The sequence below is a fragment of the Methylobacterium sp. NFXW15 genome (assembly GCF_049887755.1).
Taxonomy (GTDB): Bacteria; Pseudomonadota; Alphaproteobacteria; order Rhizobiales; family Beijerinckiaceae; genus Methylobacterium.
In genome coordinates this window covers 597986-623611 of record NZ_JAGEKG010000001.1, presented here as the reverse complement: position 1 = coordinate 623611, position 25626 = coordinate 597986, and the positions used below count along the sequence as shown (strand labels likewise).

The 25626-nt window shown below is 68.1% G+C and carries 27 protein-coding genes; 13 read left to right on the top strand and 14 right to left on the bottom strand.

Features of this window, described 5'->3' with window-relative positions; all coding sequences use genetic code 11:
- Positions 1 to 12 precede the first annotated feature (12 nt).
- The gene (gene ribD / locus J4O73_RS03005) at positions 13 to 1092 is read left to right on the top strand and encodes a bifunctional diaminohydroxyphosphoribosylaminopyrimidine deaminase/5-amino-6-(5-phosphoribosylamino)uracil reductase RibD (RefSeq protein WP_426214890.1); all 1080 of its coding nucleotides are present in this window, start codon (positions 13 to 15) and stop codon (positions 1090 to 1092) included.
- A 3-nt stretch (positions 1093 to 1095) separates the two neighbouring features.
- Entirely contained in the window at positions 1096 to 1716 is a 621-nt protein-coding gene (locus J4O73_RS03000) for a riboflavin synthase (RefSeq protein ID WP_426214427.1), read from the top strand.
- Between the two features lie 3 nt (positions 1717 to 1719).
- Here the strand turns inward: J4O73_RS03000 and J4O73_RS02995 are convergent, their stop codons facing one another.
- On the bottom strand, positions 1720 to 2148 hold the full coding sequence (locus tag J4O73_RS02995) for a PaaI family thioesterase (protein ID WP_426214425.1): 429 nt from the start codon (positions 2146 to 2148) through the stop codon (positions 1720 to 1722).
- Between the two features lie 347 nt (positions 2149 to 2495).
- On the opposite strand from J4O73_RS02995, the gene J4O73_RS02990 reads away from it, so the two are divergent.
- Entirely contained in the window at positions 2496 to 4145 is a 1650-nt protein-coding gene (locus tag J4O73_RS02990; RefSeq protein ID WP_426214423.1) for a diguanylate cyclase, read from the top strand.
- A 19-nt stretch (positions 4146 to 4164) separates the two neighbouring features.
- On the opposite strand, the gene J4O73_RS02985 is transcribed toward J4O73_RS02990, so the two are convergent.
- The 11 genes from J4O73_RS02985 to J4O73_RS02935 form a co-directional block, all read right to left on the bottom strand.
- Positions 4165 to 5724: a SpoVR family protein gene (locus J4O73_RS02985; RefSeq protein ID WP_426214421.1), complete on the bottom strand. Its 1560-nt coding sequence runs from the start codon at positions 5722 to 5724 to the stop codon at positions 4165 to 4167.
- 177 nt (positions 5725 to 5901) lie between these two features.
- Entirely contained in the window at positions 5902 to 7197 is a 1296-nt protein-coding gene (locus tag J4O73_RS02980; RefSeq protein WP_426214420.1) for a YeaH/YhbH family protein, read from the bottom strand.
- A gap of 97 nt (positions 7198 to 7294) precedes the next feature.
- Complete coding sequence (locus J4O73_RS02975) at positions 7295 to 9247, bottom strand: PrkA family serine protein kinase (protein ID WP_426214418.1); 1953 nt, start codon at positions 9245 to 9247, stop codon at positions 7295 to 7297.
- Between the two features lie 229 nt (positions 9248 to 9476).
- On the bottom strand, positions 9477 to 9932 hold the full coding sequence (locus tag J4O73_RS02970) for a VCBS domain-containing protein (protein WP_426214416.1): 456 nt from the start codon (positions 9930 to 9932) through the stop codon (positions 9477 to 9479).
- 112 nt (positions 9933 to 10044) lie between these two features.
- Complete coding sequence (locus tag J4O73_RS02965) at positions 10045 to 10464, bottom strand: hypothetical protein (RefSeq protein ID WP_426214414.1); 420 nt, start codon at positions 10462 to 10464, stop codon at positions 10045 to 10047.
- 79 nt (positions 10465 to 10543) lie between these two features.
- On the bottom strand, positions 10544 to 11035 hold the full coding sequence (locus J4O73_RS02960; protein WP_426214412.1) for a MerR family transcriptional regulator: 492 nt from the start codon (positions 11033 to 11035) through the stop codon (positions 10544 to 10546).
- A gap of 80 nt (positions 11036 to 11115) precedes the next feature.
- A complete protein-coding gene (locus tag J4O73_RS02955; protein WP_426214410.1) occupies positions 11116 to 11523 on the bottom strand; it encodes an integration host factor subunit alpha in 408 nt (135 codons plus the stop codon).
- Positions 11524 to 11572: 49 nt separating this feature from the next.
- Positions 11573 to 12538 (bottom strand): beta-ketoacyl-ACP synthase III, encoded by a 966-nt coding sequence (locus tag J4O73_RS02950; RefSeq protein WP_426214409.1) that lies wholly within the window; start codon positions 12536 to 12538, stop codon positions 11573 to 11575.
- Positions 12539 to 12650: 112 nt separating this feature from the next.
- Positions 12651 to 13685: a phosphate acyltransferase PlsX gene (plsX, locus tag J4O73_RS02945; protein ID WP_426214407.1), complete on the bottom strand. Its 1035-nt coding sequence runs from the start codon at positions 13683 to 13685 to the stop codon at positions 12651 to 12653.
- Between the two features lie 119 nt (positions 13686 to 13804).
- Complete coding sequence (locus J4O73_RS02940) at positions 13805 to 14326, bottom strand: YceD family protein (RefSeq protein ID WP_426214405.1); 522 nt, start codon at positions 14324 to 14326, stop codon at positions 13805 to 13807.
- Positions 14323 to 14886 (bottom strand): ubiquinol-cytochrome C chaperone family protein, encoded by a 564-nt coding sequence (locus J4O73_RS02935; RefSeq protein WP_426214403.1) that lies wholly within the window; start codon positions 14884 to 14886, stop codon positions 14323 to 14325. The genes J4O73_RS02940 and J4O73_RS02935 overlap by 4 nt, the downstream gene beginning before the upstream one ends.
- A gap of 175 nt (positions 14887 to 15061) precedes the next feature.
- On the opposite strand from J4O73_RS02935, the gene J4O73_RS02930 reads away from it, so the two are divergent.
- The 5 genes from J4O73_RS02930 to J4O73_RS02910 all read left to right on the top strand — a co-directional run bounded on the left by J4O73_RS02930 (position 15062) and on the right by J4O73_RS02910 (position 19043).
- On the top strand, positions 15062 to 15559 hold the full coding sequence (locus J4O73_RS02930) for an outer membrane protein assembly factor BamE (RefSeq protein WP_426214401.1): 498 nt from the start codon (positions 15062 to 15064) through the stop codon (positions 15557 to 15559).
- Between the two features lie 120 nt (positions 15560 to 15679).
- Entirely contained in the window at positions 15680 to 16399 is a 720-nt protein-coding gene (dnaQ, locus tag J4O73_RS02925) for a DNA polymerase III subunit epsilon (protein WP_426214399.1), read from the top strand.
- Positions 16400 to 16493: 94 nt separating this feature from the next.
- On the top strand, positions 16494 to 16913 hold the full coding sequence (locus tag J4O73_RS02920) for a CopG family transcriptional regulator (protein ID WP_426214397.1): 420 nt from the start codon (positions 16494 to 16496) through the stop codon (positions 16911 to 16913).
- Positions 16914 to 16939: 26 nt separating this feature from the next.
- Entirely contained in the window at positions 16940 to 18136 is a 1197-nt protein-coding gene (locus J4O73_RS02915; protein WP_426214395.1) for an extracellular catalytic domain type 1 short-chain-length polyhydroxyalkanoate depolymerase, read from the top strand.
- A gap of 22 nt (positions 18137 to 18158) precedes the next feature.
- A complete protein-coding gene (locus tag J4O73_RS02910) occupies positions 18159 to 19043 on the top strand; it encodes a TIGR01459 family HAD-type hydrolase (RefSeq protein ID WP_426214393.1) in 885 nt (294 codons plus the stop codon).
- A 6-nt stretch (positions 19044 to 19049) separates the two neighbouring features.
- Here J4O73_RS02910 and J4O73_RS02905 read toward each other — a convergent pair whose 3' ends face one another.
- A complete protein-coding gene (locus J4O73_RS02905; protein ID WP_426214391.1) occupies positions 19050 to 20435 on the bottom strand; it encodes a PLP-dependent aminotransferase family protein in 1386 nt (461 codons plus the stop codon).
- A gap of 186 nt (positions 20436 to 20621) precedes the next feature.
- Between J4O73_RS02905 and J4O73_RS02900 the strand changes: the two genes are divergently transcribed.
- Complete coding sequence (locus J4O73_RS02900) at positions 20622 to 20798, top strand: hypothetical protein (RefSeq protein WP_426214389.1); 177 nt, start codon at positions 20622 to 20624, stop codon at positions 20796 to 20798.
- 119 nt (positions 20799 to 20917) lie between these two features.
- Positions 20918 to 22534 carry a putative bifunctional diguanylate cyclase/phosphodiesterase gene (locus J4O73_RS02895; RefSeq protein ID WP_426214388.1) on the top strand — a complete coding sequence of 539 codons (1617 nt, stop codon included), beginning with the start codon at positions 20918 to 20920 and terminating at the stop codon, positions 22532 to 22534.
- A 27-nt stretch (positions 22535 to 22561) separates the two neighbouring features.
- On the opposite strand, the gene J4O73_RS02890 is transcribed toward J4O73_RS02895, so the two are convergent.
- On the bottom strand, positions 22562 to 22831 hold the full coding sequence (locus tag J4O73_RS02890; RefSeq protein ID WP_426214387.1) for a hypothetical protein: 270 nt from the start codon (positions 22829 to 22831) through the stop codon (positions 22562 to 22564).
- Between the two features lie 245 nt (positions 22832 to 23076).
- Here J4O73_RS02890 and J4O73_RS02885 point away from each other — a divergent pair, with 245 nt between their 5' ends.
- From J4O73_RS02885 to pth, 3 genes are all read left to right on the top strand, one after another.
- Positions 23077 to 23202 carry a hypothetical protein gene (locus J4O73_RS02885; RefSeq protein ID WP_378968398.1) on the top strand — a complete coding sequence of 42 codons (126 nt, stop codon included), beginning with the start codon at positions 23077 to 23079 and terminating at the stop codon, positions 23200 to 23202.
- Positions 23203 to 23311: 109 nt separating this feature from the next.
- Positions 23312 to 24835, top strand: a complete 1524-nt coding sequence (locus tag J4O73_RS02880; RefSeq protein WP_426214386.1) for a UxaA family hydrolase — start codon at positions 23312 to 23314, stop codon at positions 24833 to 24835.
- Between the two features lie 133 nt (positions 24836 to 24968).
- Entirely contained in the window at positions 24969 to 25577 is a 609-nt protein-coding gene (gene pth, locus J4O73_RS02875) for an aminoacyl-tRNA hydrolase (RefSeq protein WP_426214385.1), read from the top strand.
- Positions 25578 to 25626: the final 49 nt, after the last annotated feature.

Genomic DNA, 25626 nt, shown 5'->3' with positions numbered 1-25626 from the left:
GACGCCAGCTTCATGCGCCTCGCCCTGGCGCTCGGCCGCCGGAACCTCGGCCGGACATGGCCGAACCCCTCGGTCGGGGCAGTGGTCGTCGCTCCCGGTTCGGACACGATCCTGTCGGCCGCCGCCACGGCACCGGGCGGGCGGCCCCATGCCGAGACACAGGCCCTCGTTCTGGCGGGCGAGGCGGCACGGGGCGCGACGCTCTACGTCACCCTGGAGCCCTGCTCCCATCACGGCCGTACGCCGCCTTGTACGAAGGCGATCTCCGCCGCCGGGATCGGGCGCGTGGTGAGCGCGCTGGAAGATCCGGATCCCCGTGTCGCCGGGCGGGGGCATGACCTGTTGCGCCGGGATGGCATCGCGGTCGAGACCGGCCTGTGCCATCGGGAGGCCGCCCGCGACCATCGCGGCCACATCACGCGCGTGACCCAGGGGCGGCCGATGCTGCACCTGAAGCTCGCACGCACGCGTGACGGCTTCGCCGCCGGGGCGGGCACCGAGCGCCTGCGTATCACCGGGCCCGTCGCGGACGGGGCGGTGCATCTGTGGCGCGCCCATGCGGACGCCATCCTCGTCGGCATCGGCACGGCGCGGGCGGACGATCCGTCCCTCACCGTGCGGTTGCCGGGGCTTGCGGAGCGGTCGCCCCTGCGAATCGTGCTCGATTCGGAGTTGCATCTCTCGCCCGCCAGCGTCCTCGCCCGCACCGCGCACGATGTGCCGGTGCTGGTGCTCACCACCCGCTCCGCCCCCGCCCATGCCCGGCGCGCCCTCGAAGCCTGCGGGGTCGAAGTCGTGGCCGTCCCGGCGGACGGGATGGGGCGGATCGATCTTCCCGCCGCCATGGCCACTCTTGGCGAGCGCGGCCTGACGCGCCTGTGCAGCGAAGGTGGCCCCCGCCTTGCGGAAGCGCTGGCCGAGGCCGATCTCATCGACGCGGTCACCCTGATGACCGGCCCGGTCGAGGCCGGTCCGGCGGGCGGGTTGCCCGCCCTCGGCCCCGTCCTGACGCGCCGCATCGCCCGGTTCGACGTCGTGGACGATCTCATCCTCGGGGCGGACCGGGCCGTCACCTACGAGCGGAGCGTCTGAGGCATGTTCACGGGTCTCGTCAGCGATGTCGGCACGGTGCTTTCCGTCGAGGGGGCGGGCGACCTGCGCCGTATCGCGATCCGCTGCTCCTACGATCCGGCGGGCATCGCGCTCGGTGCGTCGATCGCCTGTTCGGGCCCGTGCCTCACGGCCGTGTCGATCGCGCCGGAGGAGGGCGGCTGCGTTTTCCACGTGGATGCCGCCGCCGAAACCCTGGCCCGCACCAATGTCGGCGCCTGGGCGCCGGGGCGGCGCATCAACTTGGAACGGTCCCTGAAGATCGGCGACGAACTCGGTGGCCACCTCGTCACCGGGCATGTGGATGGCCTCGCTGACATCGTCACCCGCGAAACCGTGACGGACGGGGCCTGGGGGCCGAGCGAGCGCTTCACCTTGCGTGCTCCGGCAGGCCTCGCCCGCTTCATCGCGGAGAAGGGGTCCGTCTGCCTCGACGGCACGTCGCTCACCGTGAACACGGTCGAGGGCGACCTGTTCTCGGTGCTCCTCATCCCGCACACGCTGCAGGTGACGACCTGGGGCGAGCGCGAGGCGGGCGATGCCGTGAATCTCGAGGTCGATCTCATCGCCCGCTACGCCGCGCGGCTCACCGAGGCACGGGCCTGACACTCAGCGCGGCGGGATCGAGTAGGTCCCCGTCGCGTGGCAGACGATATCCTCCTGGCCCACGGACGTGATCGCAACCTCGCCCACCGCGAGGCGTCGGCCGAGCTTCAGGAGACGGCATTCGGCCATCAGGTCGCCGGAAGCGGGCTTGCGCAGGAAGTTGAACGTCAGGTTCGTCGTCACCGCCAGCGCGACCGGGCCGATATTCGCGAGGATCGCCGCGTAGAGGGCGTAGTCGGCCAGCGCCATCATGGCCGGGCCCGATACCGTGGCGCCGGGGCGCAGAAATCGCTCATGTGCCTCGAGGCGCATCCGCGCCGAGAGCGGTCCCACCGCTTCTAGATGGTAGGCGCGTCCGCCCGCCTGCATCTGCGGGAATTCGCTGTCGAGAAAGGCCTGCGTCTGCGCGAGGCTCATGGTCGTGGCGCTCATGCCCCCTTGCAGCACGGACATGGTAACCGCGCAATCGGGGTGAAACAGGCCGGTGCTGGTCCGCCTTGCGAGGGCAGTTGCCCGTTTCTGCTACATTTTAGGCGGAATGATCGATTTCGATCTGGATTTTGAATTTTCGACCAACATTCACTGCCGCGCCTTCACCTCTCGTTGTACGATCATCGCTATACCAGTTTGGCGAGCCCTGGATTGAGCTTCCGCTCGTGTCAGCGGTGCCAGGGCCGATACGGACTGGTATGCCGGCGGCAATACGAATTCAGCACCTTCAGTGGATTGTGGGGGCGGCGGCAGCCATCGGGTGCTCCGCGCTCGGCGGCGTTCTGGTCTTGAACAACGTCGCAGAGTTGCGCCGGGCGTCACGCGCGGTCGACGACGCGTCCCAATTTGCTCTGGTGCTTGCCGCGACCGATATGATCTCCGCCGAGCGCGGACCGGCCAATGTGGCGATGGATCCCCTCGGGCCGACGTCGAGCGAGGCCCTTGCCAAGCTGGCCGCGACGCGCGCCGAGACCGACCGGCGCCTCGCCGCCGCCCAGGTGAGCACCCTTCGGACGAGTGTCTTCGACGCGGTCATCCATCGCCTCGCAGAGGGGCGGGCCAAAGTCGACGCGGTCAGTGCCAAGCCGCCGGAGGAGCGGCCGGGCGCCATGATCGCCGAGGCGATCCAGGCGATGTTCGCCGCAGCGGACGAGGCGGCGGCCCTGCGCATCGAGTACGGACGACGCCTCCTGCGCCATGCGCCGGAAGTCGGCGCCGAGGTTTTGTTGCAGGCGGAGGCGAGCGCCCTGCGTGAGCAGGCAGGCCGCCTCGGCTCCTATGCCGTCATGACGTTGACGGGCGGTCTTCCGATGCAGGCGGCCATCGTCTCCGTCACGCGGACACAGGATAAGATCACCTATCTGTGGCAGAATCTTTCCGCATTCGCCCATAATCACGGCGACGATCCCAGTATCCGCGAGGCGCTGGCGCGGGTCGAGACGGATTATTTCGGCCGCAGCCTGCCCATGGCGATGGAGGTGTTCGCGGAGCCGAGCCTCAGGGGTAGTGCCGCCGAGTTCACCCGCCGCTACGTGCCGGGCCTCACCGCATCGACGGATCTGAAGGAGCGCCTGGGCGCGTTGACCCTGCGCAAGATCGAGAAGGCCCGCGAGGCGGCCATTGCGGCGACGTTCGCCTCCGCCGGGGTCACGCTGGCGGTCGTGCTGGCGCTGCTCTGGCTCGGCCTGACCTTCCGGAGGCGCCTGTTCCTCCCGCTCATCTCCGTGCGCGAGGAGATCCTGTCCCTTTCCGTCGGGGGATTGGGCAATCCCCCGTCCCGGGCAAAGGCGGGGCCGGAGGTCGATGAGATGTTCGCCGGTCTCGCCGTGTTGCGCGACGAGTTGCGGCGCAAGCAGGTTCTCGAACGGGAGCGGCGACGCACCAACCAGCATCTCAAGCTGCTGGCCGAGACCGATTCCCTGACCGGTCTCCTGAACCGCCGCGCAGCGGCGGAGCAGGCGCCCGGCGTGATCGAGGCCGCGCGGCAGGCCGGCCAGCCTCTCGGCGCGATCCTCCTCGACATCGACCATTTCAAGACTGTCAACGACGTGTACGGCCATGCCGGCGGCGATGCGGTGCTGAAGCGGGTGGCGGCGGTGCTGACCTCCCTGGCTCGGCCCGGCGATCTCGTGGTGCGCTACGGCGGAGAGGAATTCCTTGTCCTCGCCCCAGGGCTCGACGCGGCGGGCACTGCCGATCTGGCCGAACGGATGCGTCTGCGCCTCGCGGCCGGGCAGGGGGATCGCGCGTCCATTCCGGACGTCACCGGCAGCTTCGGCGTGGCCGCCCACCGGATGCAGTCCGACCGCGATTGGGAAGCCCTCGTCGCCCGCGCCGACGCGGCCCTCTACCGGGCCAAACGCCTCGGCCGGAACCGCGTATGCACCGACACCTCCAAGCCGGAGGGCGTCCGCCGGACGATGCGGCAACGGGCGTGAGGGACCTCTCCGGCCGTCCTCAGAAGAAGATCGGCCGGGCGCTGGCGCTCATCTCGCTGAGGATGGCGCCGGTGGCGGGTTCGACCTCCTTGAGCACCACGTCATAGCCCCAGAGGTCGGCGAGGTGCTGGAGCACGCGCCGGGCATCGTCCTTCTGTAGAGTGATCTTGTTGAGCGTCTTGTGGTGCAGGACGAGCTTGCGATCACCCTCCAGATCGACGTCGACGACCTCGATGTCGGGGTCGAGCCAAGCCACATCGTATTGGCGCGCGAAAGCACGGCGCAGGCGGCGGTAGCCGCGCTCGTCGTGGATCGCCTCCACCCGCAGGGCCTGCTCCTCGGGATCGTCCACCACATGGAACAGGCGCAGGTCGCGCATCAGCTTGGGTGAGAGGAACTGCGAGATGAAGCTCTCATCGCGGTAATTCTCCCAGCAATCGCGCAGGATCTCCATGCCGTCGCCCCGCCCGGCGATATCGGGGAACCACTCCCGGTCCTCATCGCTGGGATTTTCGGCGATGCGGGCGATGTCCTGCATCATCGCGAAGCCGATCGCGTAGGGGTTGTGACCACCATAGGAGCGGTCGTTGTAGGTCGGCTGGCGGATGACGTTGGTGTGTGATTGCAGGAATTCGAGATAGGCGGCTTCGGTGATCTGGCCGGTCTCGGACAGCGCGTTCATGATCCGGTAGTGGACGTAGGTGGCGCAGCCCTCGTTCATCACCTTGGTCTGGCGCTGCGGGTAGAAATACTGCGCGACGAGACGCACGATCCGCAGGATCTCCCGCTGCCAGGGGCGCAGACGTGGGGCAACCTTCTCTAGGAAGTAGAGGATGTTCTCCTGCGGCAGCTCAAGCAGCGCCCGGCGGCGCTCGGCCGCCATGTCGGAGGGCGCGGCGCCCGGCTTGTTCGGAAGGGTACGCCACAGGTCGTTGTAGATCTGCTCGCCGTGCTCGACGCGCTCGCGCTCCCGGCGCTGCTCGGAGGCGAGGTCAGGCCGTTTCTTGCGCGGGTAGCGGTGGACGCCCTGGCTCATGAGCGCATGGGCGGCGTCGAGCACCTGCTCCACCGCCTGATGACCGTAGCGCTCCTCGCAGCGCGCGATGAAGCTCTTGGCGAAATCGAGATAGTCGAGGATGCCTTCGGCATCGGTCCACTGACGGAACAGATAATTGTTCTTGAAGAAGTGGTTATGTCCGAAGGCGGCATGCGCGATGACGAGCGTCTGCATCGTCGCCGTGTTCTCCTCCATCACGTAGGAGATGCACGGGTCGGAGTTGATGACGATCTCGTAGGCGAGCCCCATCAGGCCCCGCCGGTAGCCGGATTCGTGCTGGGCGAAGTGCTTGCCGAAGGACCAGTGCTTGTAGAACAGCGGCATGCCGATGGAGGCATAGGCGTCCAGCATCTGCTCGGCGGTGATGATCTCGATCTGGTTCGGATACCACGACAGGCCGAGCAGCCGCGCCTGCTCCTCGCAGGCATCGTGGATGCGGCGGATGGTGTCGAAATCCCAATCGTTGCCGGTGAACAGGGGTTTGTCGGCACGGACGATCTTCTGGGGTGCGAGGCGTGTCATGACGTCTCCCGAAGGACCGCGGCCTCGTCCCCGTGAGGGGAAGCGAGCCGTTTCAAACAGCCTACCGGCCATGCGAGCATAGCGAAGCCATCCAGGGCTGCGGGACGCTTGCGACCATGGCGCGTCCCTGGATGGCTTCGCTGCGCTCGCAATGACGACGGAGCGAGGCGCATCGGTTCACGCCTCCGCCTTGTCCTTGCGGCCGAACAGCTCGCGGAACACGGGGTAGATCTCCCGGCGGTGGTTCACCTTGCGCATGGCGATGGGACCGCCCGCCTTGGCGATGGCCTCATAGGTCCGCCACAGGGTCGTGCGGTGCTCCACGAAACCCGCCCGCGGCCCGTTCTCGTCGCCCACTTCCAGATAGGCGAAGTGCTGGCAGGCGGGCAGGATGTTCGCCCGCAGCAGATCGGTGGCGGTGGGGCCGTCGCTCGAGACGTTGTCGCCGTCCGAGGCCTGCGCGGCGTAGATGTTCCAGTCGTTCGGGTCGTAGCGCTCGGCGATCACCCGCTTCATCTCGATCAGCGCCGAGGAGACCAGCGTTCCGCCGGTCTCGCGGGATCCGAAGAAGGTCTCCTCGTCCACCTCCGTCGCCCGGTCGGTGTGGCGGATGAAGACGATCTCCACGTGGCGGTAGCGCCGTGTGAGGAAGATGTGGAGCAGGATGTAGAACCTCTTGGCGAGGTCCTTCATGTGCTCGGTCATCGAGCCGGACACGTCCATCAGGCAGAACATCACCGCCTGCGCGATGGGGCGGGGATAGGGCTCGAAGCGCCGGAAGCGCAGGTCGATCGGATCGACGTAGGGAATGCGCTTCGCCCGCTCACGCAGCAGGGCGAGGGAGGCTTCGAGATCCGCCCGCGTCACGTCGCCCTCACCGAGGGCGGCGATGCGGTTCTCCAGGGCCTCGACCTCCTCGGGCTTCGGCCGCTTGAGGGCGATGCGCCGGGACATGGAGTTGCGCAGGGTGCGCGTCAGGGCGAGGTTCGCCGGGGAGCCGGTGATGGTGTAGCCCGCCCGGCGCATGCCCTCCGTCTCGACTACCGAAAGCCGCCGCTTGGCGAGGTCGGGCAGTTCGAGGTCTTCCAGGAAGAGCTCGAGGAATTCGTCGCGGGTCAGGACGAACTGGAACGCGTCCTCGCTGTTCTCGCCGCCATCCCCGCCCTCGCCGGAGCCGCCGCCACCCCCGCCGCCGCCCGGCGGACGCTCGATCATGTCGCCTTCGACGTAGGTCTTGTTGCCGGGCAGGATATGGTCGTGACGGCCGGAGCCGGGCTGGCGGCTGAAGCGCGGCTCGCGCACCCCGTCCGCAGGCACGGTGACACGGCCGTCCTTGCCGAGGTTCTTGATGTCGTTTTCCCGGGCGGATTCCCGCACCGCCCGCTGCGCCACGTCCTTGACGCGTCGCAGGAAGCGCTGGCGGTTCGGGAGGCTCTTACCTCCCGGATTGAGGCGTCGGTCGACGATGTGCATCAGGTGCTCAAGCCCTCGCCCGCATATCCGGCCGGCTGGAAGTCTCGCCGGCCGATCGTCCGAAACTGTGGCGGCTGAGGGTTGGGGAACCCGCCCGTCAGCCCGCCTGCTTCACCCGCATGTACCATTCCACCAGACGGCGGACCTGCCGCTCGGTGTAGCCGCGCGACACCATGCGCTCGACGAACTCGCCGTGCTTCTTCTCGGTGTCGCCGTCCTTCTTCGAGCCGAAGGAGATGACCGGCAGGAGTTCCTCGACCTGGGAGAACATCCGCCGCTCGATCACTTCGCGCAGCTTCTCGTAGCTCGTCCAGCTCGGGTTGCGTCCGCCATGCTGCGCCCGCGAGCGCAGCGCGAACTTCACCACCTCGTTGCGGAAATCCTTCGGATTGGCGATGCCCGCCGGCTTCTCGATCTTGGTCAGCTCCTGGTTCAGGAGCTCCCGGTTCATGAGCTGGCCGGTTTCGGAATCCTTGAAGTCCTGATCCTCGATCCAGGCGTCGGCATAGTCGATGTAACGGTCGAACAGGTTCTGGCCGTAATCGTGATACGACTCGAGATAGGCCTTCTGGATCTCGTGGCCGATGAATTCGGCGTAACGGGGCGCGAGCTCCGTCTTGATGAACTCCAGGTATTTCTTCTCGGTTTCCGGTGGCAGCTGCTCGCGGCGGAGCGACTGCTCCAGCACGTACATGAGGTGCACGGGGTCGGCGGACACCTCGGTCGTGTCGTGGTTGAAGGTCGCAGCCAGCACCTTGAAGGCAAAACGGGTCGAGATCCCGTCCATGCCCTCATCGACGCCCGCCGAGTCCTTGTACTCCTGCATGGAGCGGGCGCGGGGGTCGACCTCGCGCAACGACTCGCCGTCATAGACCCGCATCTTGGAGAACAGGTTCGAGTTCGCATGCTCGCGCAGGCGCGAGAGCACCGAGAATCGAGCCAGCATCTCCAGCGTGCCCGGGGCGCAGGCCGCGTCGGACAGTTCCGAGCCGGTGATCAGCTTGTCGTAGATCTTCTGCTCTTCCGTCACCCGGAGGCAGTAGGGCACCTTGATGACGTAGATACGGTCGATGAAGGCTTCGTTGTTCTTGTTGGTCTTGAACGATTGCCATTCGGCTTCGTTCGAGTGCGCCAGGATCACGCCCGTGAAGGGAATGGCGCCGATATTCTCGGTGCCGACATAGTTGCCCTCCTGCGTCGCCGTGAGCAACGGGTGGAGCATCTTGATCGGCGCCTTGAACATCTCGACGAATTCGAGAACGCCCTGGTTCGCCCGGTTGAGGCCGCCGGAATAGGAGTAGGCGTCCGGGTCCGCCTGGGAGAGGGTCTCCAGGCGGCGGATGTCCACCTTGCCGACGAGGGACGAGATGTCCTGGTTGTTCTCGTCGCCCGGCTCGGTCTTGGCGATGCCGATCTGCCGCAGGCGCGACGGGCGCACCTTGATCACCTTGAACCGGGAGATGTCGCCTTCGAATTCGTCGAGGCGCTTGAGCGCCCAGGGGCTCATCAGGCCAGTGAGACGGCGGCGCGGGACGCCGTAACGACGCTGGATCTCCTCGCCCATCGTCTCGGGGTCGAACAGGCCGAGCGGGCTCTCGAAGACGGGGGACACCTCGTTACCCGCCTTCAACACGTAGATCGGGTGGACCTCCATGAGGGCCTTCAGCCGCTCGGCGAGGGAGGATTTGCCGCCGCCGACCGGGCCGAGCAGGTAGAGGATCTGCTTGCGCTCTTCGAGGCCCTGCGCCGCGTGGCGGAAGAACGAGACGATCCGCTCGATCGTCTCCTCCATGCCGTAGAATTCGCGGAAGGCCGGGTAGGTCCGGATCGTCCGGTTCATGAAGATGCGGCCCAGCCGCGAATCCTTGGCCGTGTCCACGAATTCCGGCTCGCCGATCGCGGCCAGGATACGCTCCGCCGCGGAGGCGTACATCAGCGGCTCGTCGCGGCAGGCTTCGAGATATTCGGAGAGGCTTATCTCCGTGTCTCGGCGGGCTTCGTACCCTCGTGCGAAGCTCTGGAAGAGGTCGTTCGTCGCTTGCATAGGCATTCGCGTCACCCTCTCAGACCGGGATAGCTTCATCCTGTCCCGGCTCGGATGCAACCGACAGGTCCGCCATTTGTCGCAGTGCGTCGAACACGCCGCAATCACGTTGATTACGTGCAACACCCATAGTCTGGAATTCCAGCCTCGCCGGGAAACGAGACTGAAATTCTCCATAGAATGCAATAGTGATCGCCGAAAAACGATGCATTCGACGATTTTGATTGCCTAAGGATCAGAGATCAGTGCCTTCTTTCTTGGCATCGCCCGCCGGCTTGGAATTGGCGGCGCCGACCGTGATCTTGATGTTCTGGGTCTGCACCGATCCGTCGGAAGACTTGACCTCGAAGGTTACCTCGTCTGATCCGGTGTAGCCTGCATTGGCTTGGTAGAAGAGCGCCTGAACGGCGGCCTCCTTGTTCGGGCAGCGGTAGCTGGCGGGCGTCTTCAGCTTGCCGACCTTCGTGATGATCGCGCCGTTCTTGGGCGCGCCGGAAACCTTGAATTCCGGCATTGGGCCGGGGCTGCAATCCTTCTTGAGGTTCGGCGCGATCTCCAGCCGCACGGTCTGGCCGGATGCCACGGTCTTGGAGCGCGTCACCGTCGTCTGCGCCGCCGCGGGACCGGCGATGAGCAGGACGCCAAACAGGGCCGATAGGCAGCGGCCGGGGAGGGCGGTGGCGATCGTCACGGGGCATGTCTCCATCGCGGCCCGGCGGCGGGCGCCTCGCCCTGTCCGGCACTCCGTCCGCACGATGGATGTGGGAATGGCAGAGCCGCGCGTCGAGGGGCGCGGCCCGCAATCAGTCCTGAAGCGCCGCTGCGACGATGCCGGTGACGCGGGCGATCTGGGCGGGCGAGAACTCACCGCTCATCGCGGCGGCGAGCCGCTGCTCGACCTTCTCGCGCTCCCCGGCATCGGCGATGGGCGAGGCCGGGATGTCCTCTTCCTTCAGGCGGCAGACCTTCCGGATCGTCTCCGCGGCGGCGAGCAGGCGTTCACGGTCGGCGGGGCCCATGTCCCAGAGCGGCGCGCGCAGCCGGGCGATGACCCGCCGTGCGTCGCGATAGCGCGGATCGACGGCGGTGGCGGCCTCGACCTGACTGACCAGGGTGATCAGTTCGAGCACTTCGGAGGCCGCGTCGGGGCACGCCCGCACGATCCGCAGGATGCGGGCCATCAGCTCCTGGCTGGGCGACAGTTTGTTCTGCGGGGCGGCCATCGGGCGACAACGCCGGTGCTGCGGCAAAGTTCGGCCGACGTGCCATGCCCTTGCTCAGCTTCGACCGGGGCCGTCTCGGCTAGTCCGGAGGCTGCCGAAGGGCGTCGAGGAGGGCGCGACAGGTCCGCAATTCATGGAGCGCGTCCTCCAGCGCCGCCTGATCCTCGCCCGGCAGGGCGATCACGGTGGTATCGTCGGGCAACTGGCCCTCGACGCCGCCATCCAGATCCTGCAGCGGGGGCGGCGCAGCCACGACCTCCCCCCGGCCGACGGCCTGGACGAAGCGGATTCCGTTGTCCTTGATGATCCGCTGCGCGCCCTTGATCGTGTAGCGGCGGACATGGAGGAGATGCTTGATGCCCGCGACGAGGTCGACATCCTCGGGCCTATAATAGCGCCGCCCTCCAGCACGCTTCATCGGCCGGATCTGGCCGAAGCGCGTCTCCCAGAAACGCAGGACGTGCTGCGGCACGTCCAGGGCCTCGGCCACTTCGCTGATCGTACGGAAGGCGCCCGCGCTCTTCTCCCGCGCCTCGGTGGTGTCGTCGGATGCGGCAAGGGCTTGGGGCATCGTGATTCGATTGGAGCGGGCCTGTGCCGGTGATCTTGCAGCCCCAGCGGGCAACGCTCAAGCCTCGATCGAGTATGAGGCTAGTCCTCGTCCTCCACGGCCTCGCCGTTGATGCGGGCCTTGAGGACGTTCGAGGGCTTGAAGACCATGACTTGGCGCGGTTCGATGGCCACTTCGACGCCGGTCTTGGGGTTGCGGCCGACGCGGCGGCCCTTGCTGCGCACCACGAACGAGCCGAACGAGGAGAGCTTCACCGTCTCGCCGTTGGCGAGGCAGGTACAGATCTCCGACAGAACGGTTTCGACCAGGGCGGCCGACTCGGTCCGCGACAGCCCGACCTGATGATAGACGGCCTCGCTCAGGTCGGCACGCGTTACCGTCTTGCCCGCCATTCCGTGTTTCCTTGCCGGCTCGCCCTCGTCCCGACCGCGCTCTTCGGGCGGGTTCGCCGCCTCGGCTTGTCGGGACGTATCTCTATGATCCGCCACGCTAATCCGCCGTGACGGCCCGGTCAACCGTGGGTTTTGGGCTTGACCGTCACCACCGAATCAGGGCCGCGCCCCAACTGAAGCCGCCGCCGATCGCCTCGATCATCACGAGGTCCCCCGGCTTGATGCGCCCGTCGCGCGCGGCCATGTCGAGGGCGAGCGGGATCGAGGCGGCGGAGGTGTTGCCGTGCTGGTCCACCGTGAGCACGATCTTCTCGCGGGGGATGCCGAGCTTGTCGGCGGAGGCCTCGATGATCCGGCGGTTGGCTTGGTGCGGCACGAACCAGTCGAGGTCGTCGGCGGAGAGGCCTGCCTTCTCAAAGGCATCCACGATCACGTCCGTCACCTGCCCGACGGCGAAGCGGAACACCTCCTTGCCCTCCATGCGCAGATGGCCGGTCGTGCCGGTCGAGCCGGGGCCGCCATCGACGTAGAGCTTCTCCCGGTGGCGCCCGTCCGAGCGGAGGGAGGCCGAGAGCACGCCGCGCTCCCCGTCCTCGCGGGCTTCCATCACGATCGCTCCGGCGCCGTCGCCGAACAGCACGCAGGTGGTGCGGTCCTCCCAATCGAGGATGCGCGAGAAGGTTTCGGCGCCGATCACCAGGGCGCGCTTGGCGGCTCCCGTCGAAAGGAACTTGTCGGCGGTCGAGACCGCGAAGACGAACCCCGCACAGACCGCCTGCAGATCGAAGGCGGCCCCTTTGGTGATGCCGAGCGCCGCCTGGATCTGCGTCGCCGTGGCGGGGAAGGTGTGGTCGGGCGTCGAGGTCGCGCAGATCACGAGGTCGATCGCGTCCGGCCCGAGGCCCGCCGCATCGAGGGCGGCCTGCGCCGCGCGGGTGCCGAGCACGGAGGTCGTCTCGTGTTCCCCGGCGAGGAAGCGCTGGCGGATGCCGGTGCGCTGGACGATCCACTCGTCCGAGGTCTCGACCCGCTCGGCAAGCATCGCATTGGTCACCGCCCGCTCGGGCAGGGACGAACCGGTGCCGACGACGACGGAACGCAGGGCTGACATCGTGTGGTCCTTTCCGGCGGACCCGTCGTGCGGCCCGCCCGTCTCCTCTAGTGCATCGATCCAGACGGAGGCGTCAGCCGTGTCTGAAACAGGTGATGCAAAGACAATAAGCTCACGCCGGGGCCAGGGCCGGCGTCTGGTCGAGCATCTCGCGGATGGTGCGGATCATGTCGTGGCGGGCCATGTCGTGCGCGAGGTCGATCGCGGCGGCGAAGCCCTGCGCGTTCTCGGAGCCATGGCTTTTCACCACGATGCCTTCGAGCCCGAGGAACACGCCGCCGTTCGCGCGGCTCGGATTCATCTTATCCTTCAGCGCCTTGAAGGCGTGGCGAGCGAAGAAGGCGCCGATCTTGGCGGAGAGGGTCCGCGTCATGGCCGAGCGGAGATACGCGCCGATCTGCTTGGCGGTGCCCTCGGCGGTCTTCAAGGCGATGTTGCCGGTGAAGCCTTCGGTGACGACGACATCGACCGTGCCCTTGCCGAGATCCGTGCCTTCGACGAAGCCGTGATAGGTCAGGCCCGCCGCGTCCATCTCGCGCAAGAGCCGGGCGGCTTCCTTCACCGCCTCGTTGCCCTTCATCTCCTCGGTGCCGACATTGAGCAGGCCGACCGTCGGCCGGTCGAGGTCGAACACGATGCGGGCCATGGCCGAGCCCATCACCGCCATCTCGACCAGATGCTCGGCGTCGGTGCCGATCGTGGCGCCGACATCCAGCACGACGCTCTCGCCGCGCACCGTAGGCCACAGGCAGGCGATGGCCGGGCGCTCGATGCCCGACATGGTCTTCAGGCAGATTTTCGACATCGCCATCAGCGCGCCGGTATTCCCGGCGGAGACGCAGGCCTCGGCCTGGCCGTCGCGCACCGCCTGAATCGCCTGCCACATGGAAGACTTGCCACGGCCCTGGCGCACCGCCTGGCTCGGTTTGTCGTCCATCGCCACCGAGATGGTGGTGTGGCGGATCTCGACGCAATCCTTCAGCCGGGGCTCGGCGGCCACCAACGGCGCAAGGATCGCCTCGTCCCCGAACATCAGGAACGTCATGTCGGGATGGCGCTCGCGGGCGAGGGCGGCTCCGGGCACCACCGTGGCGGGGCCGTGATCGCCGCCCATGGCGTCGAGCGAGATGCGGACGCGGTTGGACATATGAACTCGGTTCGCGGCCTCGGCGGGGTGGATTCCGGCGGGAGCCGCCGGGCGCGGCGGACCATAGCGATGCCCGCCGCTTGGGCAAACGAATTCGGCGCGGGGCCGGGTTCCGTCAGTCAGGCGCCTTCGTCGCGAAGGCGGCGAAGGGCCTCGAATGGGCCGCTCTCCGGGCCGCTGGCGACGGGTTCGAAGGTCACGCCGGGCTTGCGCGGATAGGGGTCGAGCCCCAGCGCCAGGAACTCGCCGGTGAGTGCGCCGAGGTCGACGCGCCCGTTCACGATCGGATCGGGCGGCTCGGGGGCACCCTCGGGCGGGCCGTCCTCGGGCTCGTCGTCGGGCGGCGGCGCATCGCTGAACACCACGTCGACCGGCTCGCGCACGGCCAATTCGAACGGTTCGAGGGTCACGGTGCAGACCTGCGTCGCCACGGCCTCGACCGTGCCGGTCACGGTCAATCGCGTCGAGGTCCCGCTCAGGACGAATCGGCCTACGAGGTCGCGCACCGCCGGGATGCCGAAATCGCGGGCGAGGGCGGCGCATTCCTCCGGGCTCGCCTCGACCGTGACCTCGGCCCGGCCACGCGGCAGGCGGCCGATCTCGATGGGACGCGAGAGGGGTGGGGTGGTGTTGGCACTCATGCCGGCTGGTCCGTGTCAGGTCGTGCGGCCGCGAAGGCGGACGGGTCGGGGAGGGGCGGCCCTGCCGTGAGCAGGGTCTCGAAATCGGCAGCGGACAACGAGGATTCCGCCGCACGGACATAGGAGGCGAGCCCGGCCGGGTCGGAATCCGGGCCGACGATGTTGCGGGCGAGGGCCGCCTGCAACGCGGCATCGTCGGCCGTCGCCAGGGCGGCATCGTAGCTCCGCGCCCGCCCGTAGAAGGAAGAGGCGAGCTTCTTCATGCGCTTGCTCACGCCGACGTCGCTGACGCCGAGTTCGCGGACATTGGCATCGAGATTGGCGAAGACCGTATCCACAAGCTCCTGCGCGAAGTCGGCGGCGGGCGGTGGCAGCCGGTCGAGGCGCCGCAGGACGAGGTAGGCATGCAGGCACAGGGCCTCGAACCGGCCCTCGACCGTGTCCGGAACATGCAGGGCGGTGTAGAGCGCGGGCTGCCGGGACGCGCCCACGATGGCCGCGTGCAGCGCCTCGACCGGGCGCCGCCGCTCGGCCCCGCGCCGGAAGAACCGGGCGATCACCGGGGAGACCCCGCGCGCCGGTGATCAGTGTGGTCGGCCCGGTGTGGCCACGCTTGCCTTGTCAAAGCCATACCCACGCGGTAGGCCAACCCACGCCCAGGGCGCAAGCGCCACCGCACAGCATGTGCGGGCGCGCTGTCGTGCGCTGGCCGTCAACGGAATTCTTGGGGGGCCGATGCGGCGCCGTTTCGTCTCGTCTTTCGCGCGCCTTGCCTTGCTCGGCCTCGTCGGCGCGGGTCTGTCCGGCTGTATCGGCGAGGAACTGCGCCACGGCTATCAAGTCGATCAGGCCGCCCTCGCCACGGTGAAGCCGGGCATGTCGCCGGAGCAGGTGCTCCAGACCCTCGGCACGCCCACCACCGTGTCCACGGTCGGCAACAAGTCCTGGTACTACATCTCTCAGAACACCAGCCGTACGGTGATGTTCCTGGGCGAGAGCGTGCAGGACCAGAAGGTCATCGCCGTCTACTTCACCCCCGGCTTCAAGGTGGAGCGTGTGGCGCTCTACGGCCTGCAGGATGGCCGCGTGTTCGACTTCATCGAACGCACGACGCCCACCAGCGGCCAGGATCGCGCCTTCCTCAGCCAGCTCTTCCGCGGCCTCACCCGCTATGAGCCCTTCGGCTCCGGCCGTGGCACCAGCGTGGTGCCGGGCGCCAACCGCGGCCAGTAACGATCGGTGGAGCCCCGCCTTCGGGCGGGGCGTCCCACGGACCGGCGCCTCGGGCCATGGGGTGACTCCGGGTGGCCGAAGGGCGTAGGGTCGCCGCCTTCCGGACCGGCAGGACCCGACATGCTGCGTGAGATCGTCCTCGACACCGAGACCACCGGCACCGAGGCTCAGAATGGCGACCGCCTGATCGAGATCGGCGCGGTCGAGCTGTTCAACCACATCCCGACCGGCCGGGAATTCCACTGCTACATCAACCCGCAGCGGGCGGTCTCCGAGGGCGCCTATGTGGTGCACGGGCTGTCGGACGCGTTTCTGTCCGACAAGCCGGTCTTCGCCAAGGTCGTGGCCGACCTGCTGGCCTTCCTGGGCGATGCCCGCCTCGTGATCCACAACGCCCCGTTCGACGTGGGCTTCCTCAACATGGAATACGCGAGGCTCGGGGCGGACGCCCCCCCGCCGATCCGGCTTGAGGATGTGGTCGATACCCTGCCCATGGCCCGGCGCAAGCATCCGGGCGCGGCCAACAACCTCGATGCGCTCTGCTCCCGCTACGGCATCGATAATTCCCGGCGCACCAAGCACGGCGCGCTTCTCGACGCGCAGATCCTGGCCGAGGTCTATGTCGAGCTGCTGGGCGGCAAGCAGACGAGCCTCGGCCTGCTGGTCGCGGAGGCCGCCGCTCCCGCCGCCACGAACCTGCCCGGCGTCGCGGGGAGCCCGCCCCGCACCTTCCGCAGCCGCCTGACCGATGCCGAGCGCGAGCGTCACGACGCCTTCCGGGCAAGTCTCGGCGCCCAGGCGATCTGGGCGGACTATATCGGCGGCTCCGAGACCGCCTGAGCCCCCTTCCGTCTTTGCTGCGATGCAGCGCAATCCTATTGCAATGCAAAATTCACCCTCTATATACCATCCGCGTGGATGGTGAGGGTGAGTAATGCGACAGGGCCAGGGGCTCGCCGGCGTACGGGTGCCGGAGAGCGAGAAGATTACGATCAACCTGGGCCATGTCGATCTCGGCTATGTCGATCTTCTCGTGGCGGAGGGCGTCTACGCCAACCGTAGCGACTTCATCCGCACAGCGATCCGCAACCAGATCGGCCGCCATGCCGACATCACCAAGCAGTCGGTGGAGCGGCGCAGCGTCGAGCTCGGCTTGTGCCGGATCGGCCGCACGGAACTGGAGGCGGCCCGTGCCGAGGGGCGGATGCTCGACATCAGCGTGCTCGGCCTCGCCACCATCGGACCCGACGTCACTCCCGAACTCGCCCGCGAGACCATCGGCACGCTGACGGTGCTGGGCAGCCTTCAGGCCAGCCCGGCGGTCCGTGCCGCCCTCGCGGACCGTCTGCGCTGACCGCAACCCGAGACGAGGCGACCCCCATGTCCGACAACTTCGGCAAGTTCGACCCGAAGTCCGGGAAGCGAGGCTCCGGCGATCCCCTGGCCGATCTCGCGGAGGCCACGCGGCTGACCGGCCTCGGCCGGTTGGAGGAGGCCACCGCCCTGATCCAGCGCACCCTCACCGGGCGGGGGGGCTCGTCCTCCTCCACGCCGACCCCTCAGCGCCACGGGGCCGAGGCGTCCCCCAGCCTGCGCGTCCGGGAGGTGGTGGAGACGGTGGTGCGCGGTCTCGCCGCCCCGGTGCTGAAGGGGCTTGGCCAGCGCCAGCCCTCTCCCGCCCCGGAGCGCGGCCCGTCCTCCGGCTCCTTCGTGGCGCGCAGCCATGCGGTGGCGGCCGGATCACGCGATTACAAGCTGTTCGTGCCGGGCACGCCGCAGAAGTCCGCCCCGCTCGTCGTGATGCTTCACGGCTGCACCCAGAACCCGGACGATTTCGCTGCCGGCACCGGCATGAACGTTCTGGCCGAGCGCCTCGGGATCTTCGTGGCCTATCCCGCCCAGAACCGGTCGGCCCATCCGCAGAAATGCTGGAACTGGTACGACCCCGCCGACCAGTCTCGCGAGAGCGGCGAGCCCGCGATCATCGCAGGCATCACGCGGGCGGTGATGGCGGCCTATCCGATCGATCCGGCGCGGGTCTACATCGCGGGCATGTCGGCCGGGGGCGCGGCGGCGCTCAACATCGCCCATGCCTATCCCGATCTCTACGCCGCCGTGGGCGTTCATTCCGGTCTCGCGGCGGGGTGCGCCCGCGACCTCGGCTCGGCGATCATGGCGATGCAGGTCGGCGCGCCCGGCTTCGGCACCGGCCCGAATTTCGGTGCGACCGTCACCCCGAAGCGCATCCCGACCATCGTGTTCCACGGCACCGACGACAACACGGTGAGCGTGCGCAACGCGGACCAGATCCTCGCCCAGGCCGAGGCTTCGGGCCTGGAGGCCAGTGCCGAGCGATTCGAGGGAGCGGGCGACCGTTTCGGCGGTCACCCATTCATCAGGACGCGCTATAGCGACCGCACCGGCCGGGTCGTGCTGGAGGATTGGCGCATTCGCGGCGTCGGCCATGCGTGGTCCGGCGGCAGGCCCGAGGGCACCTATACCGACCCTGCGGGGCCGGATGCCTCACGGGCGATGCTGGATTTCTTCGCCGAGCACCGGCTGGCCAAGCCCCATTGAACACCAGGGACCGAACCGCATCATGACCACGCCGATCCCCACCCTCTCCGGCCTGTCCGGGATCGCCGAGGGGCGCGACCTGATCCTCTGCGACGTCTGGGGCGTGCTTCACGACGGGCAGAAGGCGCATGTCGCGGCGGGCGAGGCGCTCATCCGCTTCCGCAACCTGCCGGGCCCGCGGCGGCGGCGAGTGGTGCTGGTCTCGAACGCGCCCCGTCCGGGCGACGGGGTTGGCCGTATCCTCGATCGGTTTGGCGTCCCGCGCGAGGCCTATGACGCGATCCTCACCTCGGGCGACCTGACCCGCGAGCTGATCGCCGCCCGCCCCGGCGCGCGCATCCGCCATATCGGGCCGGAGCGCGACCTCGGCGTGTTCAAGGATCTCGACCTCACCCTCGTGCCGGAGGACGAGGCCGATCTGATCGTTTGCACCGGCCTGTTCGATGACCGCAACGAGACACCCGAGGATTATCGCCCCGAGTTGACCCGCCTCGCCGGGCGCGGCCTGCCGATGATCTGCGCCAACCCGGACCTCGTGGTGGAGAGCGGCAACCGCCTCATCCCCTGCGCCGGGTTGCTCGCGACCGCCTATGCGGAGATCGGCGGCGAGGTGATCTATGCAGGCAAGCCGCACCGTCCGGTCTACGAGGCGGCGCTTGCCGTCGCCGCGTCCCTCGACGGCGGTGCCCCCGACGACAAGGGGCGGGTCATCGCCATCGGCGACGCGATCCGCACCGACATCGCCGGGGCGAGCGGTTTCGGCATCGCGAGTCTCCTCGTCGCCCGTGGGATCCACGCCGAGGAGCTCGGCGTCACGGCCGATCACCATACACTCGGCGACATCGCCGAGTGGCTCGGCCGACAGAGCGTGCATCCGAATGCCGTGATCGAGCGGTTGGTCTGGTAGAGCGCGTTATCCCAACACGGCCCGCAGGGAGTTCATGACCTGCGGGTCGGCGCAGTGGCCGACATTGAAACGCAGGAAATCCTGCCAGCTGCCCGAGGGGCTGAACACCACCCCCGGGGCGAGCAGCATGTTGCGCGTCAGCGCCCGGCGGGCCACGTCCGCCGCGTCGCGTCCATCCGTCAGGCGCATCCAAAGGAAGTAGCCGCCACGCGGCTCGGCCCAGATGCGCAGGCCGCACCCCGAGAGATCGCGGGCCACCTGCGCCATGGCGCCTGCCAATCTTCGGCGCGTCTCGGCCAGGGTGCGCCGGTAGCTGCCATCGGTCAGCAGCCCGTGCGCCAGGGCGGCGCAGACATGGCCGTTCCCGAGGCTGAGGGCGAGCTTCAGATCGACCAGCGGCTCGACCCAGTCCGGCCGGAGGGCGATCCAGCCGCAGCGGGCGGCGGCGGTGAGCGTCTTCGAGAAGCCGCCGATCTGGATCACCCGTTCGAACCCATCGAACCCGGCAAGGCGCGGAGCGGCGTCGGGTTCGAGATCGCCGAAGATCTCGTCTTCCACCACGAGGGTCTCGTGTGCCTCGCACAGGCGCAGGATGCGGTGCGCCGTCGCGGGCAGGAGGCTCGTGCCGGTCGGGTTCTGCAGCGCCGAATTGGTCAGGTAGAAGCGCGGCCGGTGCTCCGCCAGAAGGGCCGCCAGGGCCGTCAGGTCGGGCCCTTCCGTCGTCATCGGCACCCCGATCACCGTGGCGCGCTGGGCGCGCAGCAGCGCGACGAAGTTGAAGTAGCAGGGATCGTCCACCAGCACCGTGTCGCCGGGCTGAAGCAGGAACCGGGCGATCAGGTCCAAGGCCTGTGTCGCGGAATCGACCAGCACGATCTGGTCGGGGCTCGCGACGACGCCCTTCTCCGCGCCCCGCCGGGCGATGAGCGCCCGCAGCGGGGGAAAGCCCTGCGGCTGGTCGTAACGGGTGACGATGGCGGTCTCGGCTCGGGCGACGGCGCGCAGGCCCCGCCGCACGGCGTCGTCCGGCAGCCAGGCCTCGGGCAGGTTGCCGCCGCCGGGCATCATCATGGTGGATCCGGCGAGCGCCGATTGCCGGGCTAGCCAGAGCGGATCGACCGCGCGGTCGAGTTCCGGCCCCATCGACTTCAGGCACAGGGGCCGGGTCTTGCCCGCCACGTAGAAGCCGGAGCCCGGCCGTGAGACGATGGCGCCTTCGGCCGCCAAGCGTTCATAGGCCTCCACCACCGTCGATTTCGACACGCCCATCGCCTCGGCCTGGGCGCGCACCGAGGGGATCCGCGCGCCGGGGGCGAGCACCCGCGCCGCGATGCGCTGGCGGATGCCGTCGGCGACCGCTTCCGTGCGGCCGAGCTGGTCAGCGAATGACATCCGTACGGGTCCCAGCGGCGGACAATTCGGACGAACCGTACGAAATCGTCCCTGTCTTGCCCAGGGTCCTGCCACCATCCTGGCCGCCCATTCACAGAGGGAACGAGGACCATGGTGGCGGATCGATTGCGCAGGACGGTGCGGCGTGTGGCCGATGAGCTTCGCGAGGAGTTCGGACGCCCTGCGATGAACCGCCGCATCCTCTATCGCCTCTCAACCGCTCCTCGTCACGAACTCGCGAGCCTCGGCCTCACGCCCAACGACGTGCGGGAAGCCGCCGCTCCCGGCATCACCGATGCAGCGGGCTTCCTGACGGCGAAACGGGCTTTGCGGCGGAGCAAGGGAGAACTGTTTTCAGGGTAAAGAACAGCAGAGTTCAAATGTCAGAGCCAAATCCTACCGTTGGATACCACCTTTCGAGTTTCGGCTTCACCCCGTCTTAGGTGATTTGTGGTTCGTTGTGGCCGCAAGAGGTAGGCGCAATGACCAAGGCGACGATCGTTCAGTGGCGGAAGGGCGAACTCTACGAAACCCTCTGCCTGCTCCTCATCGGGGCAGGCATCTGGTTCGTGGGTATCACGCTCGGCTCCTTCGACGTGCTGCATGAGGCGGTTCAGACTTACCGGCTCGGGGATTTCATGATCCTCGGCGCCTGCATGGGCGTCGCGATCTGCGGAGCCAGCATCCGCAAGTCGATCCTGATGCGTCGCCTCATGCTGGAGCGCGATGCCGCCGCCGCCAATGCCGAGGCCATCGCCCGGCATGACGGGCTTACCGGCCTCGCCAACCGCCGCCGCTTCCTTGAGGAGGTCGAGCGGGTGCGGGGGCAACTCTCGACAGAGTTGTCGGCGGTGCTGCTGATCGACCTCGACCGGTTCAAGCCGGTCAACGACCTCTACGGCCATGCCGCCGGTAACGCCGTGCTCTGCGCCGTCGCGGAACGCCTGACCGCCCTGCTGCCCCCAGGCGGCGTCGCGGCCCGGCTCGGCGGCGACGAATTCGCCCTCTTGGTTCCACTCTCTCACGGCAGCGACGGGCTGACGCGCCTCGCGCAGGGGGTGATCTCCTCGATCGCCGCGCCCATCAACTGGAGCCAGAACGAATTGAAGGTCGGCGCCACGGTCGGCGTGGCCGCCGTGTCCGCCGACTACATCGATGCCGACGCCATCCTGCACGCGGCCGACCTCGCCATGTACCAGGGCAAGAAGGAAGGGCGCGGCACCTACCGCTTCTTCCGCAGCGCCATGGACGAGGAGCTTCGCGCCCGCGCCCGCCTGGAGGCGGAGTTGCGCACGGCGATCGAGCAGGGGGCGATCGAGCCGTTCTACCAGCCGGTGGTCGCGTTGCCGGACAAGCAGATCGTCGGTCTCGAGGTTCTGGCCCGCTGGCGCCACCCCGAACGGGGTCTGATCAGCCCGAACGAGTTCATCCCTGTGGCCGAGGAGACGGGGATGATCGCGGAGCTCAGCTACAACCTGATCCGCCGGGCCTGCCTCGACGCGCGCGACTGGCCCGCCCACCTCATCCTGGCGGTGAACATCGCCCCGCACCAGTTCCAGGACGTGTGGCTCGCCGAGCGGATCCTCGCCATCCTCACCGAGACCGGCTTCCCGCCGGGGCGGCTGGAGGTGGAGATCACCGAGAGCGCCCTGATCCAGGATCTGGAGGCGACGCGGGCCACGCTCACCTCGCTGCAGCGACTCGGCGTGCGCATCGCGCTGGACGATTTCGGCACCGGCTATTCCAGCCTGTACCACCTGCGCGAATTGAAGTTCGACAAGCTGAAGATCGACCGCAGCTACGTCGATGCCATCACCATGAGCGATGAGCGCGCCAAGCTGGTCGATGCCATCATCAAGCTCGGCTCCAGCCTCGGCCTCGCCACCACCGCCGAAGGCATCGAGACCGATGCCAGCGTCGATTGGCTCTCCGACCAGGGCTGCGATTTCGGCCAGGGTTACCTGTTCGGCCGTGCCATGCCGAAATCCGAGATGGACGATGTTCTCGCCAACGCGGCGTCGGGCAAGCTGCCCGCCATCGCCATCCCCCCCGAGGCGGTGCCGCGGGAGGCGATCATCACCCTCGCGCGGGCTTCCTAGGCCACGCGACCGCCGGGGCGGGGCTCGTTAGCGAGCCTCGCTCACCTTGCGGGTGGCCTTCTGCTCTTTCTTGTAGGCGGTGATCGCCGTGGAGCAGTCGGGCGAGAGCTTCTTCATGTTGGTGCGGAAGCAGGCCTCGACCTCGGGGCCGCCCGGCGCGAAATCACTGCAGAGTTCCATGTAGTCGCCGGTGCAGGCTCGCTTCAGCGCTTCACGCGCGGGCGAGGATTCGGCGAGGGACACGGCGGGGGCCGCGCCAATGGCGAGGGCCAGCAGAGCCGCCAGGGTCTTGGACATGACACATCCTTCTACTCACGGCCGCTCGAGCGAACCCTCGCGGCAGTGCAGCGGATGGCGTCCGACGATGGCATGAGAGTGGCACGGGGCTAGTGCGATCCCCCGTTGTGACCATGTCTGCGATGCAATATGTGCATGTGCGATCTGACGCAGGGACAGGCCCGCTGCGTTCACACTGTTGCCTGCTTTGAGGCGCTTCCTGCCGATTAGCGGCGCGTTGTGGCCGCAGTGCCACGGAGACCGCCGTGTTCAAGACCGTCCTCGCGATCCTGACCGTTCTCGCCGTCGTGGCTCTGGGGGGGCTGATCAAGCTTCCGCTGCTGCCCTTCCGCATGGTGCGCGACCTCCTGCGTCGGCCGTCCGCCGCCTGAGAGCCTCCTGCGGCCGTCATCCGGCGGCCTTGAAACCTCCGCCGATCTTTGCTCCGCTCCGGGCAAAGACAATGGCAACGCTCCCCACGAGGGAGCGGGGAGGAAACCCGTGGTGACCTATCCGACGATCACCCTGAACGCGGCAGACGGGGTGGTGATCGCCCGCACCGCCATCGAGCCCGGCACCGCCGTGGCCGGGGGCGTGGCCGCCTCCGAGCGGATTCCCGCCGGCCACAAGGTCGCTGTCCGCGGCCATGCGCCCGGCGAGGCGGTGCTGAAATACGGTCAGGTGATCGGCTTCGCGACGCAGCCCATCGCGCCCGGCCAGCACATCCACACCCACAATCTCGCCATGGGCGATTTCGCCCGCGATTACGCGTTCGGGCGCGACGTCAAGCCTACGCCCTTCATCGCCTCGCCCGCCACTTTCGCGGGCATCCGCCGCGCGGACGGGCGGGTGGCGACGCGCAACTACGTCGGCATCCTCACCTCGGTGAATTGTTCGGCCCATGTCGCGGGCTTGATCGCCGACGCGTTCAAGCGTCACCCGATCCTCGATCTCGACCCGTTGGCGGGCACGCCGAACGTCGATGGCGTCGTCGCGCTCACCCATAAGACTGGCTGCGGCATGGCGATGGGCGAGCCGTTGCGCCTTCTCCGGCGGACGCTGGCGGGCTACGCGCGCCACGCCAACTTCTCGCACATCGTGATGATCGGCCTCGGCTGCGAGGTGAACCAGATCGGCACCTTCCTGGAGGAGCAGGGTCTCGGCGATCGCATCCGCAACATGAACATCCAGAGCATGGGCGGCACCCGCAAGACGGTCGAGGCGGGCATCGACTTTGTGAAGGAGGTTCTGCACGAGGCGAATTCCGTCCGGCGCGAGCCGGTGCCCGCAAGCGAATTGACGGTCGCCCTGCAATGCGGCGGCTCGGACGGCTATTCCGGCGTCTCCGCGAACCCGGCCTTGGGCATCGCCAGCGATCTCGTCGTGCGCCATGGCGGCAGCGTCATCCTCTCGGAGACCACCGAGACCTACGGTGCCGAGCAATTGTTCACCCGCCGGGCCGAGAGCCCGGAGATCGGCCAGCGGCTCGTGGACCTGATGCATTGGTGGGAGGACTACACCGCCAAGGAGGGAGCCGAGATCAACGCGAACCCGACACCGGGCAACAAGGCCGGCGGGCTCACGACCATTCTCGAAAAGTCGCTCGGCGCCATGGCCAAGGCGGGCAGCACCAACCTCGTGGACGTGGTCCGCTATGCCGAGCCGGTGACCAAGAAGGGCTTCACCTTCATGGACACGCCCGGCTACGACCCCGTGGCCGCGACCGGGCAGGTGGCGGGCGGGGCGAACCTCGTCTGCTTCACCACGGGGCGGGGCAGCATGTTCGGTTGCAAGCCCGCGCCGTCGATCAAGATCGCCACCAACACTCCCATGTTCCGGCGGCTCGAAGAGGACATGGACGTCAATTGCGGCACCATCGTCGATGGTGACGAGACGGTGGAGCAGGCGGGCCAGCGAATCTTCGAATTGATCCTGCGGGTCGCGGGTGGCGAGCGGACCAAGAGCGAGGCGCTGGATTTCGGAGCGGACGAGTTCGCGCCGTGGCAGATCGGGGCGACCGTCTAGAGCGCATTCCGACGAAGTGGATGTCGGCCCGCGCGGCGATCTGCTATGCGCGGGCCTTTCCCGCCGCGCGCTGTTCCTTCGGGTGAGCGCCCCATAGGAGGACGGGGCGGCCGATCCGTCGCCCCGCAACAGGATGCGCCTGATCGTCGGTCTCGGGAATCCGGGCTCCCGCTACGCCGCCAACCGGCACAATATCGGCTTCCTCGCCATCGACGAGATCGCCCGCGTCCACCGGGCGGCTCCGTTCCGGCGCCGCTTCCAGGGCGAGGCGGCGGAGGTGGCGCTCGGCTCCGAGCGGGCGATCCTGCTCAAGCCGCAGACCTTCATGAACGAGTCCGGGCGTTCGGTCGCCGAGGCGCAGCGCTTCTACAAGATCGCCCTTTCCGACGTGATCGTGCTGCACGACGAGCTCGACCTGCCCCCGGCCAAGCTCCGGGTGAAGCTGGGCGGCGGCAATGCGGGCCATAATGGCCTGCGCTCGATCACGGCGCAGTGCGGGAACGAGTACCGCCGGGTGCGCCTCGGCATCGGCCATCCCGGAGATAAGGCGCTCGTCCATTCCTACGTGCTCAACGATTTCGGCAAGGCCGAGATGCCCTGGGTCGAAGATCTCTGCCGTGCGGTCGCCGACCACGCCGCCGTGCTCGCGGCGGGCGAGGATGCGAGTTTCCAGAACAAGGTCCACCTCGCCATGGCCGGACGCGGCTGGGATGAGGTGAAGACGCTCGGCAGCAAAAATTGACACGAAAACACGCGGATACGATATCGGGGCGCGCCGCAGCCCAACGGAT

Excerpts from the sequence above, each read along its gene's own strand:
- plsX (WP_426214407.1), bottom strand. The coding sequence starts at position 13,685 with ATGTCCAACCGCGTCCGCATCTCGCTCGACGCCATGGGCGGCGATCAC.
- J4O73_RS02910 (WP_426214393.1), top strand. The coding sequence starts at position 18,159 with ATGACCACGCCGATCCCCACCCTCTCCGGCCTGTCCGGGATCGCCGAG.
- J4O73_RS02905 (WP_426214391.1), bottom strand. The coding sequence starts at position 20,435 with ATGTCATTCGCTGACCAGCTCGGCCGCACGGAAGCGGTCGCCGACGGC.
- J4O73_RS02985 (WP_426214421.1), bottom strand. The coding sequence starts at position 5,724 with ATGACACGCCTCGCACCCCAGAAGATCGTCCGTGCCGACAAACCCCTG.
- J4O73_RS02995 (WP_426214425.1), bottom strand. The coding sequence starts at position 2,148 with ATGAGCGCCACGACCATGAGCCTCGCGCAGACGCAGGCCTTTCTCGAC.
- J4O73_RS02965 (WP_426214414.1), bottom strand. The coding sequence starts at position 10,464 with ATGGCCGCCCCGCAGAACAAACTGTCGCCCAGCCAGGAGCTGATGGCC.
- J4O73_RS02915 (WP_426214395.1), top strand. The coding sequence starts at position 16,940 with ATGTCCGACAACTTCGGCAAGTTCGACCCGAAGTCCGGGAAGCGAGGC.
- ribD (WP_426214890.1), top strand. The coding sequence starts at position 13 with ATGCGCCTCGCCCTGGCGCTCGGCCGCCGGAACCTCGGCCGGACATGG.
- J4O73_RS02900 (WP_426214389.1), top strand. The coding sequence starts at position 20,622 with ATGAACCGCCGCATCCTCTATCGCCTCTCAACCGCTCCTCGTCACGAA.
- J4O73_RS02895 (WP_426214388.1), top strand. The coding sequence starts at position 20,918 with ATGACCAAGGCGACGATCGTTCAGTGGCGGAAGGGCGAACTCTACGAA.
- J4O73_RS02975 (WP_426214418.1), bottom strand. The coding sequence starts at position 9,247 with ATGCCTATGCAAGCGACGAACGACCTCTTCCAGAGCTTCGCACGAGGG.
- J4O73_RS02960 (WP_426214412.1), bottom strand. The coding sequence starts at position 11,035 with ATGCCCCAAGCCCTTGCCGCATCCGACGACACCACCGAGGCGCGGGAG.
- J4O73_RS02940 (WP_426214405.1), bottom strand. The coding sequence starts at position 14,326 with ATGAGTGCCAACACCACCCCACCCCTCTCGCGTCCCATCGAGATCGGC.
- J4O73_RS02980 (WP_426214420.1), bottom strand. The coding sequence starts at position 7,197 with ATGCACATCGTCGACCGACGCCTCAATCCGGGAGGTAAGAGCCTCCCG.
- dnaQ (WP_426214399.1), top strand. The coding sequence starts at position 15,680 with ATGCTGCGTGAGATCGTCCTCGACACCGAGACCACCGGCACCGAGGCT.
- J4O73_RS03000 (WP_426214427.1), top strand. The coding sequence starts at position 1,096 with ATGTTCACGGGTCTCGTCAGCGATGTCGGCACGGTGCTTTCCGTCGAG.
- J4O73_RS02920 (WP_426214397.1), top strand. The coding sequence starts at position 16,494 with ATGCGACAGGGCCAGGGGCTCGCCGGCGTACGGGTGCCGGAGAGCGAG.
- J4O73_RS02890 (WP_426214387.1), bottom strand. The coding sequence starts at position 22,831 with ATGTCCAAGACCCTGGCGGCTCTGCTGGCCCTCGCCATTGGCGCGGCC.
- pth (WP_426214385.1), top strand. The coding sequence starts at position 24,969 with ATGCGCCTGATCGTCGGTCTCGGGAATCCGGGCTCCCGCTACGCCGCC.
- J4O73_RS02930 (WP_426214401.1), top strand. The coding sequence starts at position 15,062 with ATGCGGCGCCGTTTCGTCTCGTCTTTCGCGCGCCTTGCCTTGCTCGGC.
- J4O73_RS02950 (WP_426214409.1), bottom strand. The coding sequence starts at position 12,538 with ATGTCAGCCCTGCGTTCCGTCGTCGTCGGCACCGGTTCGTCCCTGCCC.